This is a genomic window from Chryseobacterium sp. T16E-39, assembly GCF_002216065.1.
Classification (GTDB): Bacteria; Bacteroidota; Bacteroidia; order Flavobacteriales; family Weeksellaceae; genus Chryseobacterium.
In genome coordinates, this window is the sequence record NZ_CP022282.1 from 1,162,081 (window position 1) to 1,177,981 (window position 15,901).

At 36.0% G+C, this 15,901-nt stretch carries 11 protein-coding genes; 6 read left to right on the plus strand and 5 right to left on the minus strand.

Annotation, left to right across the window (positions count from 1 at the left end; genetic code table 11):
* Positions 1 to 3: 3 nt before the first annotated feature.
* The 5 genes from CEY12_RS05130 to glgB all read right to left on the minus strand — a co-directional run bounded on the left by CEY12_RS05130 (position 4) and on the right by glgB (position 8,761).
* On the minus strand, positions 4 to 2,820 hold the full coding sequence (locus CEY12_RS05130) for a 2-oxoglutarate dehydrogenase E1 component (protein ID WP_089026669.1): 2,817 nt from the start codon (positions 2,818 to 2,820) through the stop codon (positions 4 to 6).
* Positions 2,821 to 2,943: 123 nt separating this feature from the next.
* Positions 2,944 to 3,984: an SRPBCC domain-containing protein gene (locus CEY12_RS05135; protein WP_089026670.1), complete on the minus strand. Its 1,041-nt coding sequence runs from the start codon at positions 3,982 to 3,984 to the stop codon at positions 2,944 to 2,946.
* Positions 3,985 to 4,053: 69 nt separating this feature from the next.
* Positions 4,054 to 5,322 (minus strand): glucose-1-phosphate adenylyltransferase, encoded by a 1,269-nt coding sequence (locus CEY12_RS05140; RefSeq protein WP_089026671.1) that lies wholly within the window; start codon positions 5,320 to 5,322, stop codon positions 4,054 to 4,056.
* Between the two features lie 81 nt (positions 5,323 to 5,403).
* Entirely contained in the window at positions 5,404 to 6,810 is a 1,407-nt protein-coding gene (locus tag CEY12_RS05145) for a glycogen synthase (protein WP_089026672.1), read from the minus strand.
* 1 nt (position 6,811) lies between these two features.
* Positions 6,812 to 8,761: a 1,4-alpha-glucan branching protein GlgB gene (glgB, locus tag CEY12_RS05150; protein WP_089026673.1), complete on the minus strand. Its 1,950-nt coding sequence runs from the start codon at positions 8,759 to 8,761 to the stop codon at positions 6,812 to 6,814.
* Between the two features lie 213 nt (positions 8,762 to 8,974).
* Between glgB and CEY12_RS05155 the strand changes: the two genes are divergently transcribed.
* The 6 genes from CEY12_RS05155 (at position 8,975) to CEY12_RS05180 (ending at position 15,876) form a co-directional block, all read left to right on the plus strand.
* On the plus strand, positions 8,975 to 10,099 hold the full coding sequence (locus tag CEY12_RS05155) for an alpha/beta hydrolase-fold protein (protein WP_410493888.1): 1,125 nt from the start codon (positions 8,975 to 8,977) through the stop codon (positions 10,097 to 10,099).
* A gap of 5 nt (positions 10,100 to 10,104) precedes the next feature.
* Positions 10,105 to 11,520 (plus strand): M17 family metallopeptidase, encoded by a 1,416-nt coding sequence (locus CEY12_RS05160; protein WP_089026675.1) that lies wholly within the window; start codon positions 10,105 to 10,107, stop codon positions 11,518 to 11,520.
* 140 nt (positions 11,521 to 11,660) lie between these two features.
* Positions 11,661 to 12,872, plus strand: coding sequence for an acetyl-CoA carboxylase biotin carboxylase subunit family protein (locus CEY12_RS05165; RefSeq protein ID WP_089026676.1), 1,212 nt, complete (start codon positions 11,661 to 11,663; stop codon positions 12,870 to 12,872).
* A gap of 128 nt (positions 12,873 to 13,000) precedes the next feature.
* Positions 13,001 to 13,714, plus strand: coding sequence for an alpha/beta hydrolase-fold protein (locus CEY12_RS05170; protein WP_089026677.1), 714 nt, complete (start codon positions 13,001 to 13,003; stop codon positions 13,712 to 13,714).
* Positions 13,715 to 13,767: 53 nt separating this feature from the next.
* Positions 13,768 to 14,721, plus strand: coding sequence for a RimK family alpha-L-glutamate ligase (locus tag CEY12_RS05175; protein ID WP_089026678.1), 954 nt, complete (start codon positions 13,768 to 13,770; stop codon positions 14,719 to 14,721).
* Between the two features lie 36 nt (positions 14,722 to 14,757).
* Positions 14,758 to 15,876 (plus strand): carboxylate-amine ligase, encoded by a 1,119-nt coding sequence (locus CEY12_RS05180; RefSeq protein ID WP_089026679.1) that lies wholly within the window; start codon positions 14,758 to 14,760, stop codon positions 15,874 to 15,876.
* Positions 15,877 to 15,901: the final 25 nt, after the last annotated feature.

Genomic DNA, 15,901 nt, shown 5'->3' on the forward strand with positions numbered 1-15,901 from the left:
TGATTAAACCGTTACAGGTCTTTTTGTCGGAGCATCATTGGTATTAAAAACCTTGTTGATTACCGCATTTTGATTTTTTTCAAACATTTTGTGACTTCCCGGAGCCGGAGCAGCGCTAGGTACAGCAGCGATTACCTGAATTCCTGTATCTCTGAAATTTCTTAAGATGTAAGACCAAGCCCCCATATTTTCAGGTTCTTCCTGAGCCCAAATTAATTCTTTTCTGTTTTCATACTTATTGAAAATTTGTTCAATAGCATCAGCTTGTAGCGGATATAATTGCTCAAATCTTACTAATGCAATATTTTCAGCATTAAGTTCTTCTTTCTTAGCCAGTAATTCGAAATAGAATTTACCTGAACAAAGAACCACTTTTTCTACTTTTTTAGGATCTGCAGTAGGATCATCCAAAATAGGCTGGAAAGCTCCGGTTGCAAAATCTTCTAATGGAGAAACCACTTTAGGATGTCTCAACAATGATTTAGGACTCATTACGATCAATGGCTTTCTGTAAGTCCATTTCAACTGTCTTCTTAGTAAGTGGAAATAGTTAGCTGGTGATGTAATATTAGCCACTACCATGTTTTCGTTGGCACAAAGAGTAAGGAATCTCTCCAATCTTGCAGAAGAGTGTTCAGCTCCTTGTCCTTCAGAACCGTGAGGCAATAACATTACTAAACCATTTTGAATTTTCCATTTTTCTTCAGCAGCAGCCAAATATTGGTCAACAATAATCTGAGCTCCGTTTACGAAATCCCCAAACTGTGCTTCCCAAATCGTTAGTGTGTTTGGAGAAACCATGGCATAACCATAATCAAAACCTAAAACACCATATTCTGAAAGATGAGAATTATAAACATCAAATCTATTTTCAGAAACATGTCTTAATGGGATATATTCTTCTTCAGTATCTTCAGTTTTTACTACCGCGTGTCTGTGAGAGAAAGTACCTCTTTCTACATCTTCTCCGGAGATTCTGATGTTATGACCTTCAGTAAGCAATGTAGCATACGCTAACCATTCTCCTAAAGCCCAATCTAAAGAGTTTCCTTCGATTGCTTTTACACGGTTTTCGAAAAGTCTTGTAATCTTATTAATGAATTTCTTATCCGCAGGAAGTGTTGACATTTTAATAGCCAATTCTTTCAACTTAGACAAATCATATTTAGTATCAACTGAAGACTGCATAGCACCTCTTGCTGCAATTGGATAATTAGTCCAGTCCTCAGACATAAACACATCCATTACATTTTTCTCTATTTCTTTGGAAGCATCAAAGTCTTTATCTAAAAGAGCTTTGAAATCAGTTTCCATTTTCTTCAGAATATCATTAGAAACGATACTGTCCTGAATCAATTTATCTTTATAGATTTCTCTTGGATTTGGATGCTTAGAAATCAGCTTATATAAATTAGGCTGTGTAAATCTTGGCTCATCCCCTTCGTTATGACCATATTTTCTATATCCTAATAAGTCGATATAAACATCTTTTCCAAACTTAGCTCTGAAATCGGCAGCAAAGTGAATAGCGTGTACTACTGCTTCAGCATCATCTGCATTCACGTGCATTACCGGAGATTCAGTAACTTTTGCGATGTCTGTACAGTATGTAGATGATCTTGCATCCGCATAATTAGTCGTAAATGAAACCTGGTTATTAACAACAATATGTACCGTACCTCCTGTTCTATATCCTTCCAAAGTCATCATTTGTGCTACTTCATACACAATTCCTTGTCCTGCAATAGCTCCATCTCCATGGATAATAATGGGTAAGATTTTAGAATAATCTCCTTTATAGGTGTCATCTACTTTAGCACGGCAGATCCCTTCTACTAAGGCAGCTACTGTTTCTAAGTGTGATGGGTTTGGAGTTAGGTTAATAGAAACTTCTTCTCCAGAAGCTGTTTTGATTCTTTTAGAAGATCCTAAGTGATATTTAACGTCACCAGAGAAAACATCTTCTTCAAATTCTTTCCCTTCGAATTCAGAGAAAATCTGCTTGTAAGATTTTCCAAAAATATTAGATAATACATTTAATCTTCCTCTGTGAGCCATCCCTAAAACAACCTCATCAACTCCAAGTTGGGAAGATCTTGAAATTAGCTGGTCTAAAGCAGGAATTAATGTTTCCCCTCCTTCCAGAGAGAATCTTTTCTGACCAACAAATTTGGTATGAAGATAGTTTTCAAAAGCTACAGCCTGATTCAACTTTAATAAAATCTCAGTTTTTTCATTAGCTGAAAGACTTGGATGGTTTTCGTTTACCTGTAACCATTTTTTGATAAAATCTTTCTCTTCAACATTGTTGATGTAAGTATATTCAACACCGATTGAATCACAATAGATGTGCTCCAAATGAGTGATAATATCCTGTAGCGTTGCAGGTTCTTTCATTCCTGTTTCAACAGCACAGTTAAATTTCGTATTTAAATCCTCCTTGCTCAGACCGAAATTTTCGATGTCCAAAGTAGGCATATAATGTCTTCTTTCTCTTACCGGGTTTGTTTTTGTAAACAAATGCCCTCTTGTTCTGTAAGCCTCAATAAGGTTTACAACCTTAAATTCTTTCTTGATGTGCTCAGGAACCTCTCCGTTTGATACCGCCTGAGATATTTGCTGTACTGCAGGGGCAGCATTAGCTGGAACTTGAATGTATTGGATGTTATCTTCATCACCGTAGTTTTCCAAGGCAAAATCGAAACCTTGAAAGAAGGCTTTCCATGATGGTTCTAAAGAATCCGGGAATTTTAAGTATTGTTGGTATAAATCCTCAATTAACTGAGAATGAGCTGCGTTTAGGAATGAAAATCTGTCCATTATTACAGTTTATCTATTATTAAAATTTGTTTGTATAATTAATCCTCAAATTTAATAAAAAAAACCGACTTGGGACAGCCCTAAAATATTAAAAAAACTATAAAAGAAATAAATTCTGTAAATTTACTTGTACACTGATAATGAAAGCTTCATATTCACATCCTGATCCTCCATAGGGCGTTCTATAAAAACCTGACGAATGTCACCAAAACGCATTTCATCTTTCTTTGCTTTTTGAATTAATTGTTGGATGACCTTTACTCTTCCGGCATAAGTTCCTTTGTAATACATCACATAATTCTGAGTAGGACTTACAGATCTGAAACTAAAATTATTATCCGTAATTCCAATCTTTTTAGACAAAGGAATTCCCATAAAATAGGAAACCTCTTTATCTTTGTAATTATCAGCATCGGTAATAAGGATCGGAAAGCCAAATTCATCCTCTTTTTTGCCCAAATCCATGCTTATGTAATTATAAACTTTATTATAATTCATAACAATATTTTTATACAATGCATCTTTCTTATTGGAAGTACTTACATTAATTCCCAACAGAAGCTTTTCTTCTTCATTTTCAACCATTAGGCTGTCATATTTTATAGCGGCCATCTGATTATCCTTCTCCACTTTGTTTCCTAATACATTTTTCAGATTGATCATACTTTTATCAATATTCTCAGCAAACCTGTCTTCTGTCCAGAAGTTTTCAACTCTCCTTAAAACAGATAACTTGGGAGTATGTACAAACCAGGTGATTTTCGTCTTTTCAGCTGATAAAGGCTTAAACTTAACATCTACAAGTGTTGGATTTTCATTTTGATCTTCAAAAAGCTGATACCTTAAGGTTTGATTAGGATTTTCATATCGAATAAACATTTCTCCATCTCTATCGTTTTTAGGATCAACATAGCTGATTGCGCTTCCCATTCCTTCATAAGGAGTATAATAATCGATATCAATAGACTGGGAATTGGTAAAGAAATTATTCCAGCGCGTAAAATTCTGTAAATTATTGAATTGATGGAACACTTTATCTACAGGATAGTCTATTTCTTTTTCAATTTTAAAGTTTTTACTATCCTCCACAAAATAGTACATGGAAAGTGCATAAGCACCTACCAGCAGAACAACAATTACACTTATTATTTTAAAAAAACGCATCGTACAAAAGTAATACAAATAAAAAAAGTGACCAATATGTTGATCACTCTAGTTGTATGTTTTTAATAATTATCCAATATGAGTCCCGGGGGATAAAACCGCTCCCTTTTTCACTACTACAATTCCATCCTGAATGGAATGGGTTTCAAAGTCTCCATCCTGCAGATGCTTACCTCCGATAATTCTGACATTATCCCCAATGTAGCAGTTTTTATCTAAAATTGCTTTTTCAATATAGCAGTACTTACCAATTCCCATATTAGGCTGCCCCTTCCTGTCATTCATTACAATCTCTGTAGTATTCTGATAGAAATCTGAACCCATTACATAAGAATTTACAATAGTACTTCCTTTATCAATTCTTGTTCTGTTTCCGATTACCGAATTTTCAATTTTATCAGCCATGATAATACAACCGTCCCCAAAAACAGCTTTGCTCACATAAGACCCATTGATTTTAGATGGGGGAAGCATTCTCGCTCTTGTATAAATAGGCGACGATGAAAACAAATTGAATTGCGGGAAATCCTGACATAGATCAAGGTTTGCCTCATAAAACGATTCAATCGTCCCTATATCTGTCCAGTACCCTTCATACTGATAACTCAGTGTTGTGTATTTCCCTATTGAATTAGGAATAATATCTTTCCCAAAATCATCTCCTGCACCTTCATCAAACATCTTTTTAAGAATACTCTTGGTAAATATATAGATTCCCATGGATGCTAAATACTCTTTTCCTTCGTGTTTGTTATTTTCTGAAACTTCAGATTTCCAGTCTCCTAGAATATCCATTCCGGGCTTCTCCGTAAAAGAAGTAATATTCCCCTCTTCATCTGATTTTAAAATTCCAAAACCTGTTGCATCCTTAGCATTCACCGGAATTGTCGCAATCGTAACATCCCCACCCTTTTCGATGTGGAAATCAAGCATTTCCCGGAAATCCATCTGGTATAACTGATCTCCTGAAAGAATTAAAATATAGTCGTAATCATATTTTTCAAGATGCTTCATCGACTGGCGAACAGCATCTGCGGTTCCCTGATACCAGCTCTCATTTTCCACATTTTGTTCAGCAGCCAAAATATCCACAAAACCTTTGCTGAAGATATCAAAATGAAAAGAATTTTTAATATGAGAATTCAAAGAAGCGGAATTAAACTGCGTTAAAACCAAAATCTTATTCAATCCCGAATTTAAACAATTGGAAATAGGAATATCTACCAGTCTGTATTTTCCGGCAATTGGAACGGCTGGTTTTGACCTTGAATAGGTTAATGGAAAAAGTCTCGTCCCTCTACCTCCTCCCAAAACAATGGAAATAACATTACGATTCATAAATATCTTGCGTTTATTTAATTAGATTTATTTCTATTCTTTATACCCATTTATACTATATAAAAGCACTCTTTTAATATCCTACTTGTTATATAATGCTATATATTTCTCCGCTGATTTCTCCCATGAAAAATCAAACTGCATGTTTGACGCGATAAGACTGTCCATTGCGCCTTTTTGATTATAAATAGCAATTCCTCTATTCATAGCATGTATAACATCATCAACTCCGGGATAAGCAAAATTCAATCCTGCACCCCCCGTTGAGATATCTTCTACCGTATCTTTTAATCCACCAGTATACCTTACAATTGGAACAGTCCCATACCTCATTGAGTACATTTGATTCAATCCACAAGGCTCCACTCTTGAAGGCATTAATAAGAAATCTGCAGACGCATATATTTTATGGGACAGATACTCTTTATATCCAAGATCTAAAGCGAAATTACTATACTGATGTTCATATTCCTTTAATTTATTTTCTATATACTTATTTCCGGAACCCAGAATGATCATATTCAAACCGCCATAACTTTGTCTTATACTTCTCCAAACAACATCAGGCAACAGATCTGCGCCTTTTTCGGTTGCAAACCTTCCGATAAAGGCAAATAAAGGAAGTTCAGGCTTTAACCCGTATTCTTTGCAGAGTTTGTCTTTGCTCTTTTTTTTCTGTTCAACTGCATTTTTAATGCTAAAATTATAATCTAACATAGGGTCTGTCTCTGGATTCCAAACCTCCGTATCAATGCCGTTGATGATCCCATATGCTTTTCCGAACTCTTCACGGACCAGACTTTCAAGTCCACGGAAGCTTATGAATAGTTCTTCCAGATATCCTTCCGAAACAGTAGTAAACGCACTTGAACATTTGATCATACAGGCTAAAGGATTAATGAATCCATTCCAATCCAAAAGTCCCCATTTATAGTTATCAAACGTAGGCATATAATGTGCCATACTCCAATTCATTATTCCCTGATACTCACCATTGTGAATTGTTCCAATTGTTTTTACCCCTTTCAAGAATTTAAATTCCGGACAGTTTTCAATCATAAAAGGAACTAATCCTGTATGATAATCATGACAATGTAGAATGTCGGGACGAATTTCCATTGCGCTTAACCAATGTAAAACACCATGTTGAAATGCTAAAAACTGAAAACTTTCATCCTGATATCCGTAAGGGTTATCCCGGTCCAGAAGTCCCGGTATTTTCACCATATACAATTCAAACCCCAGAACATCGGTTTTCTCTTTCATTACCACTACCTGAAGCATTGTACCTCCCTGATGAATAAAACCATCAAAAACAACATCAAATTCATGATCATGTACAAATGCTTTATTGTACCAGGGCATTACAACCTTTGCATTTACACCTTTTATTTTATTCTGATATTTAGGTAAAGCTCCTACAACATCTGCTAAACCGCCCACTTTTGCTATCGGATAACATTCCGTGCTGAGATGATATACAATCATTTTACTTTTTATGTAATTTAATTCTATGTAATTTATACTTTTTATCTTTTTTCTGTTTTAAAATCAATCCCGACAATGGAGGTAATTTTAAAGTAATTGATCTGGGTCTGTTCATCCATTCTTTAGGTTCCTCTTTTATAATTTCGGGATCTATTCCTCCTCCACTATATCTTTTATCATCAGAATTAAAAATAACCTCCCAATGAGTTGCTTCATTGACTCCTATTTTATATTCTAAAACCCGGGGTGTAAGATTAAGAACCACCATAAAGACATCATCTCTCCTTTTTCCTTTTCTTATATACACATAAACAGAATTATCCTGATCATCTGCTTCCACCCATTCAAAACCTTTGGGATTAAATTGGTTTTCATAAAAAGCAGATTCATATCTATAAATATGATTCAGGTCTTTTATTAAAGTTTGCAAACCTTTATGCACGGGATATTGTAATAAGTGCCAATCCAGACTTTTCTTAAAATTCCATTCACTGGTTTGCCCAAACTCATCACCCATAAAAAGAAGTTTAGCTCCCGGATGAGTATACATATATACATACAGTGTTCGAAGATTGGCAAATTTTTGCCACTCGTCACCAGGCATTTTATAAATCAGACTTGCTTTTCCGTGTACAACCTCATCATGAGAAAGGGGCATCATATAATTTTCATTATACATGTACATGGAAGCAAAAGTCAGTTTGTGATGATTATTTTTCCGGTGAATCGGATCCAGTTTAAAGTAATCCAGGGTATCATGCATCCATCCCATCATCCACTTCATTCCAAATCCCACTCCTCCATCATGTACTGGTTTTGTAAGCAAGGGAAAATCTGAACTTTCCTCAGCAATAGTAATGATCGTATCACCAAATTCTTTATATACAGCCGTATTAAATTCCTGTAGAAACTGTTTCGCTTCAAGATTCACATTTCCGCCATATTCATTAGGTTCCCATTCACCTTCGTTACGTGAGTAATCGAGGTGAAGCATAGAGGTTACTGCATCCACACGCAGTCCATCTACATGGTATCTTTCCAACCAAAACATCGCATTTGATATCAAAAATGATTTCACTTCATTTCTCCCATAATTAAAAATATAAGACTTCCAATCAGGGTGAAATCCTTTTCTGGGATCTTCATGTTCATATAAAAAAGACCCATCAAAACGATGTAAACCATTAGCATCGCCTGGAAAATGAGAAGGAACCCAATCTAAAATAACACCAATGCCATTCTTATGAAGTTCATCAATAAGGAACATTAAATCCTGAGGAGATCCAAACCGGGAAGTTGCAGCATAAAAACCTGTAATCTGATATCCCCAACTAGGATCATATGGAAATTCCATAACCGGCATAAATTCAACATGGGTAAAACCCATCTCTTTAATATAAGGCACTAGTTTTTTTGCGATATCCCGGTAATTTAAAAATTGATCTGGAGTAGCTTCTTCTCTTACCCATGATCCGAGATGCATTTCATAAACAGAAACCGGCGCTTCCAGGCGATTTACTTTCCACCGGTTATCCATCCATTCTTTATCCTGCCATTCATACCATGTGGTAGAGATTAACGAGGCGGCCTGTATATTTTGCTCCCAACTTAATGCATAAGGATCGCTTTTTTCCAAAAGATCTCCATAAGCAGTTTCTATGGCATATTTATATAAAGTTCCCCAGGTAAGCCCGGCAATAAATCCTTCCCAAACTCCAGATCCATCCCAACGGGGATACAAAATATGTTCCTTATGATTCCAGTTATTAAAATTCCCGATCACAGAAACTTTTTTTGCATTGGGCGCCCAAACAGAAAAATAAACTCCCTGAACCCCATCTTTTTCTACTGAATGTGCCCCAAACTTATCGTAGAGCTTATAATGCTTACCCTCTTTGAAAAGATAAACATCATGATCCGTAAAAAGAGTATAGGTTTTAACAGAGTTCATTAGTGTTTAATTTTATTTTCTTTGAAACTACGAAAAATACAGATAGAAACAATTAATTATAGTTCAAATAATTGTTATAAAAGTTCTTTCACCCACCGTCCTATCAAATATATAAAATTTAAAAGTCTCCGGATTTGTTTTTCATCTAAAATTTCAACGTGTATATATCGAAAGTTTTTTTATAAATTTAACCGTAATTTTTTTTAAAAACGCATGATGAAGTTTAAGCTTTACACTGACGAAAGTGATGACAGAACTGTCTATATAACAGGAAACTTTAATAATTGGAACCCTAAAGACAGTAATTACAAGCTTAATCCAATAGACGCCAGCAATTACGAAATTGATATCCCTGACGAGATCTTACCTCCCGCTATAGAGTATAAATTTACCAAAGGAGGCTGGGAAAACGTAGAACTTGATCAATATGGAAACATAACTCCCAACAGAAAAATAGAAAAATCAGCGGGCGCAACTTCTGACACAGTAAAAAAATGGAGGCTTAACTGGGGTCCTTTTAAAGATGAGTTTTTCCCGATCGTAGAAATTATATCTGAAGAATTTTACATCCCGCAGCTTGACCGATACCGTAAAGTATGGGCACTCCTTCCTTACGATTATTATATTTCAAACAAAAGTTATCCTGTCCTGTATCTTCAGGACGCTCAAAACCTGTTCAATGAAGGGAGTGAATATGGCAATTGGGAAATAGATAAAAAGCTATCTATCCTTGCCGAGTACGGTCGTGGTGATGTAATCGTAATCGCCATTGAACATGGAAGTCAGGAAAGAATAAAAGAATACATTTTCGATAATGATAATGTTGCCCACGGTTCAGAAGGCAAAAAATACATCCGTTTTATCACAGACACTCTGAAACCTTTCGTTGATGAAAATTACCGTACAAAAAAGGACCGAGAAAATACCGGGATTGGAGGGAGCTCTTTAGGAGCTCTGATCAGTATATACAGTGGGTTTCTCTATCCTGAAGTCTATTCAAAATTACTGATCTTCTCCCCGTCGCTATGGGTAGAACCCAATAATAATTTCCCCTTAATGAATTTCAGGGTGCCTTTTAAAACAAAAATCTATTTATATGGAGGTGGACAGGAGGGATCCAAAATGGTAAAGAGGATTCATATTTTTGAAGAATATCTAAGAAAATGGGAACAGAAGAATCTTTTTGATTTTGAATTTAAAACCAATATTAACCCAGAAGGGACCCATAGTGAATTCTATTGGTCTCAGGAATTTCCAAGAGCTATAGAATGGTTATTCTATGACAATATAGAAAACCCAGTAGAAGTTACTCCTCAACAAAAAAGTATCAAACAATAAGAAGTATGAAATTAATCAACAAAAAAAATAAAAACTATACCCAGACATTCCAATTATTTACAGAGGAGGAATGGACAAAAACAAATAAAAACTTCAATAAAAACATTTCAATTTTTTTCACAGGAAAGAAGTATGAAGTTTTCATAAATACTACAGAGGAAAACGTTACTTATTTCATTGGTCTTGGAAAATCTTCCCTTAAAAATTTTGAGATCCAGCAGGTCGCTATAAAGTTTGCCCAAACTTATAAGAATAGTATTAAAACTGTACAGTCTTTGGTCATAGGCGACTTTATCAATCAACAACAATTTGAAGAGTTTGTAAAAGGCCTCCTGATCGGAACATACCATTATCCTTTTGACAAAAACCATCCGTTTTGGAATCCTGCATTTGAAATTCATTTTGAAAATTTAAACCAGAAAAAGCTTGATATTATCAGTCAAAAGGCAGCAGCACTCGTTAATGGACAGACAGCTTGCCAGGAGTGGCTAAATAAACCAGCCAATCTTAAAAAACCTGATGTTTTAAGTCTGTACCTTAAAAATCTGGCAAAGAAATACCAACTAAAATATACCGCATTCAACAGGAAAAAGTGCGAAGAACTGGGACTTGGAGCCTACCTATCCGTTAACCAGGGGAGCGCTTATGATGCTGCTTTCACAATTTTAGAATATAAAACAACAGCTAAAAATGCCAAAACTATTGGTCTGATAGGAAAATGTGTGGTTTTTGACACAGGAGGTATATCATTAAAAGATCATCAGAATATGCATTATATGAAGTCTGATATGGGAGGTGCAACTGCTGTAATAGGAGCTTTGATCTATGCATCGGAAATGCAGCTTCCAGTGAATCTTGTTGTCATCTTACCCATCACCGATAATGCCATTTCTGAAAATGCTTTTCTCCCTAGTGATGTCATTACAGCTTATAACGGAAAAACGATAGAAGTTTTAAATACTGACGCGGAAGGAAGAATGATCTTAGCCGATTCCCTCTCTTATCTTGCTAAAAACTATAAAACAGACCTTCTGATCGATCTCGCTACCTTAACGGGAAGTTCAGTAAGAATGTTTGGAGATACCTGCGGTGCTTTATTTTCTAATGATGAAGACTTAAAGAATCTCTTGTTAATGACGGGTGATAAAACTAATCAAAGGTTATGGAATCTGCCTTTATGGGATATTTGGCAGGATGACATCCGGTCAGATGTGGCAGATCTCAAAAACATTTCTATGAAACCTATTGGAGATTGCATTGTTGCAGCTAAGTTCCTGGAACAGTTCATAGAGAACCATCCGAAATGGGCTCACTTGGATATAGCAGGTGTTGCCTTCGGAAATGTAGGATATGCGAAGGAAAAAGCAGCAACAGGCTTTGGAGTACAATTACTGGCCGATTTAATCGAAAATTATCATTAAAAATTAGTTTATTACAAAATTTCTCTGTATAATTGATTTAAGATTTCCAAAATCTCAGCAATGACTAATTTTTAATATTAATTAGTCAATAAAAAATTGCTTTTATTTTTGATAATTCATCAAATTTTAAAAAACACTGTATGGAGGAGAAAACTATAGTATGTATTTCGTGCTATTACAAGGGCTATGATTTCATGGACGAAATGAAGATGCTCGGTAATAAAATAATCCTGATTACATCCGAAAACATCAAAGAAAAGAATTGGCCGTGGCATGCGATCGACGAAGTGTATTATATGCCTGAGTTAAAGCCCTCCGTCTGGAATCTGGAACATCTGGTTCAGGGATTCTCACATCTGATGCAGACCCGAAAAATTGATGCCGTAGTTGCACTTGACGATTATGATGTAGAAAAAGCGGCATTGATCAGGGAGACTTTTCGTATTCCCGGAATGGGGCAAACCACCCATCGGTATTTTAGAGATAAACTTGCCATGAGGCAAAAAGCAAAGGAATCGGGGATCAATGTTCCTGAATTTACCGCAGTCTTTAACAATGATGAAATCAATACATTTATTGAAAATGTTCCAGCTCCATGGGTTTTAAAACCCCGATCAGAAGCGTCTGCCTCGGGAATAAAAAAAATTACATCAAGGGAACAGCTCTGGGAAGCATTGGATCAATTGGGAGAAGAGCGACACTTATTTTTATTGGAAAGCTTTAAACCCGGAGATGTATATCATGTAGACAGTCTAACATTTAATGGGCAGGTTGTATTTACTTCAGCTTCTCAATATCTTGCCCCACCTATGCAGGTTTCACATGAGGGTGGTGTTTTCAGAACAAAAACCCTAAGCAGACAATCTGACGAATACAAAGCCCTTGATGAGGTAAACGCAAAGCTCCTCTCAAGATTCGGATTGCTGAATGGAGCTACTCATACAGAATTTATAAGAAGTAAAGAAAACGGGCAATGGTATTTCCTTGAAACCTCTTCAAGAGTGGGCGGAGCCCATATCCCTGATTTGGTTGAGGCATCCAGCAGCATCAATATCTGGAGAGAATGGGCAAAAATTGAAGATGCCCTTTTAAGGTCAAAAAATTATGTCGTGGCAAAGCCTACAGAATACCATTCCGGATTGATCATTGCGCTAATTAAAGACCAACAGCCCGATTACAGTGCATTTGAATGTGAAGAAATCGTTAAGTACCTCCCGATAGATTACCACGTTGGGATTGTCTATAAATCCAGCAGTGCCGATACCATACAAAAGAGATTAGATACTGCTGCAGATAAGATTAACACAGGTTTATTGAATATTTTACCTCCAAAAGGCAAATCAACGTCTTAATCTATGAAAGTATGAAAGCCAATCAATATTAAAGACGCTATTATTCTTACACATAAAAGACGACCGGATTGGATGAATTGAATTTATGAAGTTCTTGTAATGCCAAATATTAACTTAAATTAGAGAAAATGCCACATATTGAACATACTGATTATTACTCAAATATATTAGGAATGAGTATTAAGGTGGAAGTAACCGGGCATTACGGCTACCCTATTATCATGTTTCCCACTTCTCAGGGATTGTATACCCAGAACCATGATTTTCATCTTAATGGAAGTATCAATTGGTTTGTGGAACAGGGAAAAGTAAAACTTTATAACCTTCAGACAATCGACAGCTGGAGTTTTTATGATGATGCTATTTCTCCCCAACAAAGAATAAAAAACTATGAAAGGTATGTACAATTCCTTATTCAGGAGTTTGTTCCCTATATTCAGAAATTGCATAAATTACATCGGGTTGCTATAGCAGGAGCCAGTTTTGGAGGCTATCATGCGGCTAATTTTGCATTCCGGTTTCCGGATGTAATATCACATTTATTCTGCCTTTCAGGCGCATTTACCATTCGAAATTTTATGGATGGATATTCAGATGACCTGGTATATTATAACTGCCCCAGAGAGTTTATAAAAAATGATGAAGCCTGGAAATATAAACATATGCATATTGTTCTAAGCACTTCCGATCAGGATATCTGTAAAGATAAAAATATTGAAATGGCCGGGATCCTTGAATCAAAAGGAATAGATTACTGGTACGACGAGAGAAAGTGGATCAACCACGACTGGGTACTTTGGAGAATGGTATTTCCTACATTTATCAGCTCATTTTTCTCCTGAGAATTTATTGTAAATAATCACTTATTAATATAAAAACACTAAAAACAACAATTATGGCAAAAAAAGTGGGAATCCTATTTGGCATGGAAGACACCTTTCCCTGGGCATTTATTGATAAAGTAAATGAACTAGGAAATGGAGAGATTATAGCAGAACCCGTACATATAGATAAGCTGGAGCAGGGTGTTGATTATGGTTATGCTGTTATTATAGACAGAATTTCTCATGATGTCCCTTTTTACAGAGCCTATCTTAAAAATGCAGCACTCAACGGAACCTATGTGATCAATAACCCTTTCTGGTGGAGTGCCGATGAAAAATTTTTCAACAATGCGCTGATGTCAAAACTTGGAATACCTTTACCAAAGACCGTGTTACTGCCATCACATGAAAGGCCAACCAATACTTCGGAAACCTCATTCAGAAATTTAAAATTCCCACATGACTGGGAATACATATTCGATTATGTAGGTTTCCCAGCTTATATGAAACCTCATGACGGTGGTGGATGGAGAAATGTTTACCGGGTAGAAAATCCAGAGGATCTATGGAATAAACTGAGCGAAACAGAACAGCTGGTGATGATGGTTCAGGAAGAGATTATTTTCGATGATTACTACAGGGTATATTGTTTAGGGAAGAAATACGTTCATATTATGCCATATGAGCCTAGAAATGAACCTCATTTAAGATATGCAACCAATCATCAGACCGATGGTGAAGAATTGGAAAAGTTGTTAAAAACCATTCATGACTATACAATTACAATGAACGAGGCATTAGGATACGATTTTAATACCGTAGAATTTGCCGTTAGAGATGGAATCCCTTATGCAATTGATTTCTGTAATCCAGCTCCGGATGCAGACAGAAATTCGGTGGGAGAAGAAAACTTTGCCTGGATTGTAGAACATGCAGCCAAATTTTCAATTGAGAAGGCTAAAGAATATATTCCAGGAAAACCAAATATTTCCTGGGGAAGTTTTGTAAAAGATTCAGTACGATAAATCATTGAAAGAGAATATAAAAAAACACGAAAGGAGATGCACCAGTTTACTATAGGAATCGAAGAAGAATATCAAATAATCGATGTTGAAAGCAGAGATCTAGTCTCTCACGTTTCCAAAATTATTGAAGGTGGAAAAGCAGTTTTAAGCGAAAATTTAAAACACGAAATGCATGAGTCCATGATTGAAATGGAAACAGGCATTTGTCAGAATATCCAGGATGCAAGAACAGAACTTACTAATCTGAGAAGACACCTGATTAATATTGCACATGAACAAAATCTTCGCGTAGCGGGAGGAGGAACGCATCCTTTTTCACATTGGTCCGACAATCCGATAAACCAAGGAGAGCGGTATGTGAAGATTGTGGATGATATGGGTGATGTAGCACGGGAAAATCTTATTTTCGGTCTTCATGTTCATATTGGAATCCCTAATCGTGAGGAAGGAGTAAGAATTCAAAATGTAATGCGTTATTTTCTTCCCCATGTGTATGCCTTGTCTACCAATTCTCCATTTTGGATAGGAAGAAACACGGGATTTAAATCGTATAGACAGGAGATTTTTGTAAAGTTTCCAAGAACAGGAATTCCCAGCTATTTTAACTCATTGGCTGAATTTGACAGCTATGTCGATCTTTTGGTAAAAACAGGAACCATAGACAATGCTAAAAAGATATGGTGGGATCTTCGCGTACATCCATTTTACCCTACCATTGAGTTTAGAATCTGCGATATGCCCTTAAGAATAGATGAAACCGTTTGTCTGGCTGCAATCATGCAAAGTCTGGTTGCAAAAATTTATAAACTTCACCAACAGAACTTAAGTTTCAGAAGTTATAGAAGATTATTACTTAATGAAAATAAGTGGCGTGCCTCTAAAAGTGGAATTGATGCCCATCTGATTGATTTTGGAAAAGAAGAATCTGTTCCTTATCCTCATCTATTAAAAGAATTACTTGAATTCATTGATGACGTTGTAGATGATCTGGGATGCCGGAACGAAGTAGAATATGCCTGGAAAATTCTTGAAAATGGAACCGGTGCTGACAGGCAGCTCCAGATCTTCAGAGAGACCGGTGATCTTACCAAAGTGGTCGATTATATGATTTCCGAGACGGAATATGGTATTACTCACGGCGAAATCATTTCATGATATTTTTGGTAACTTTGCAAAAATA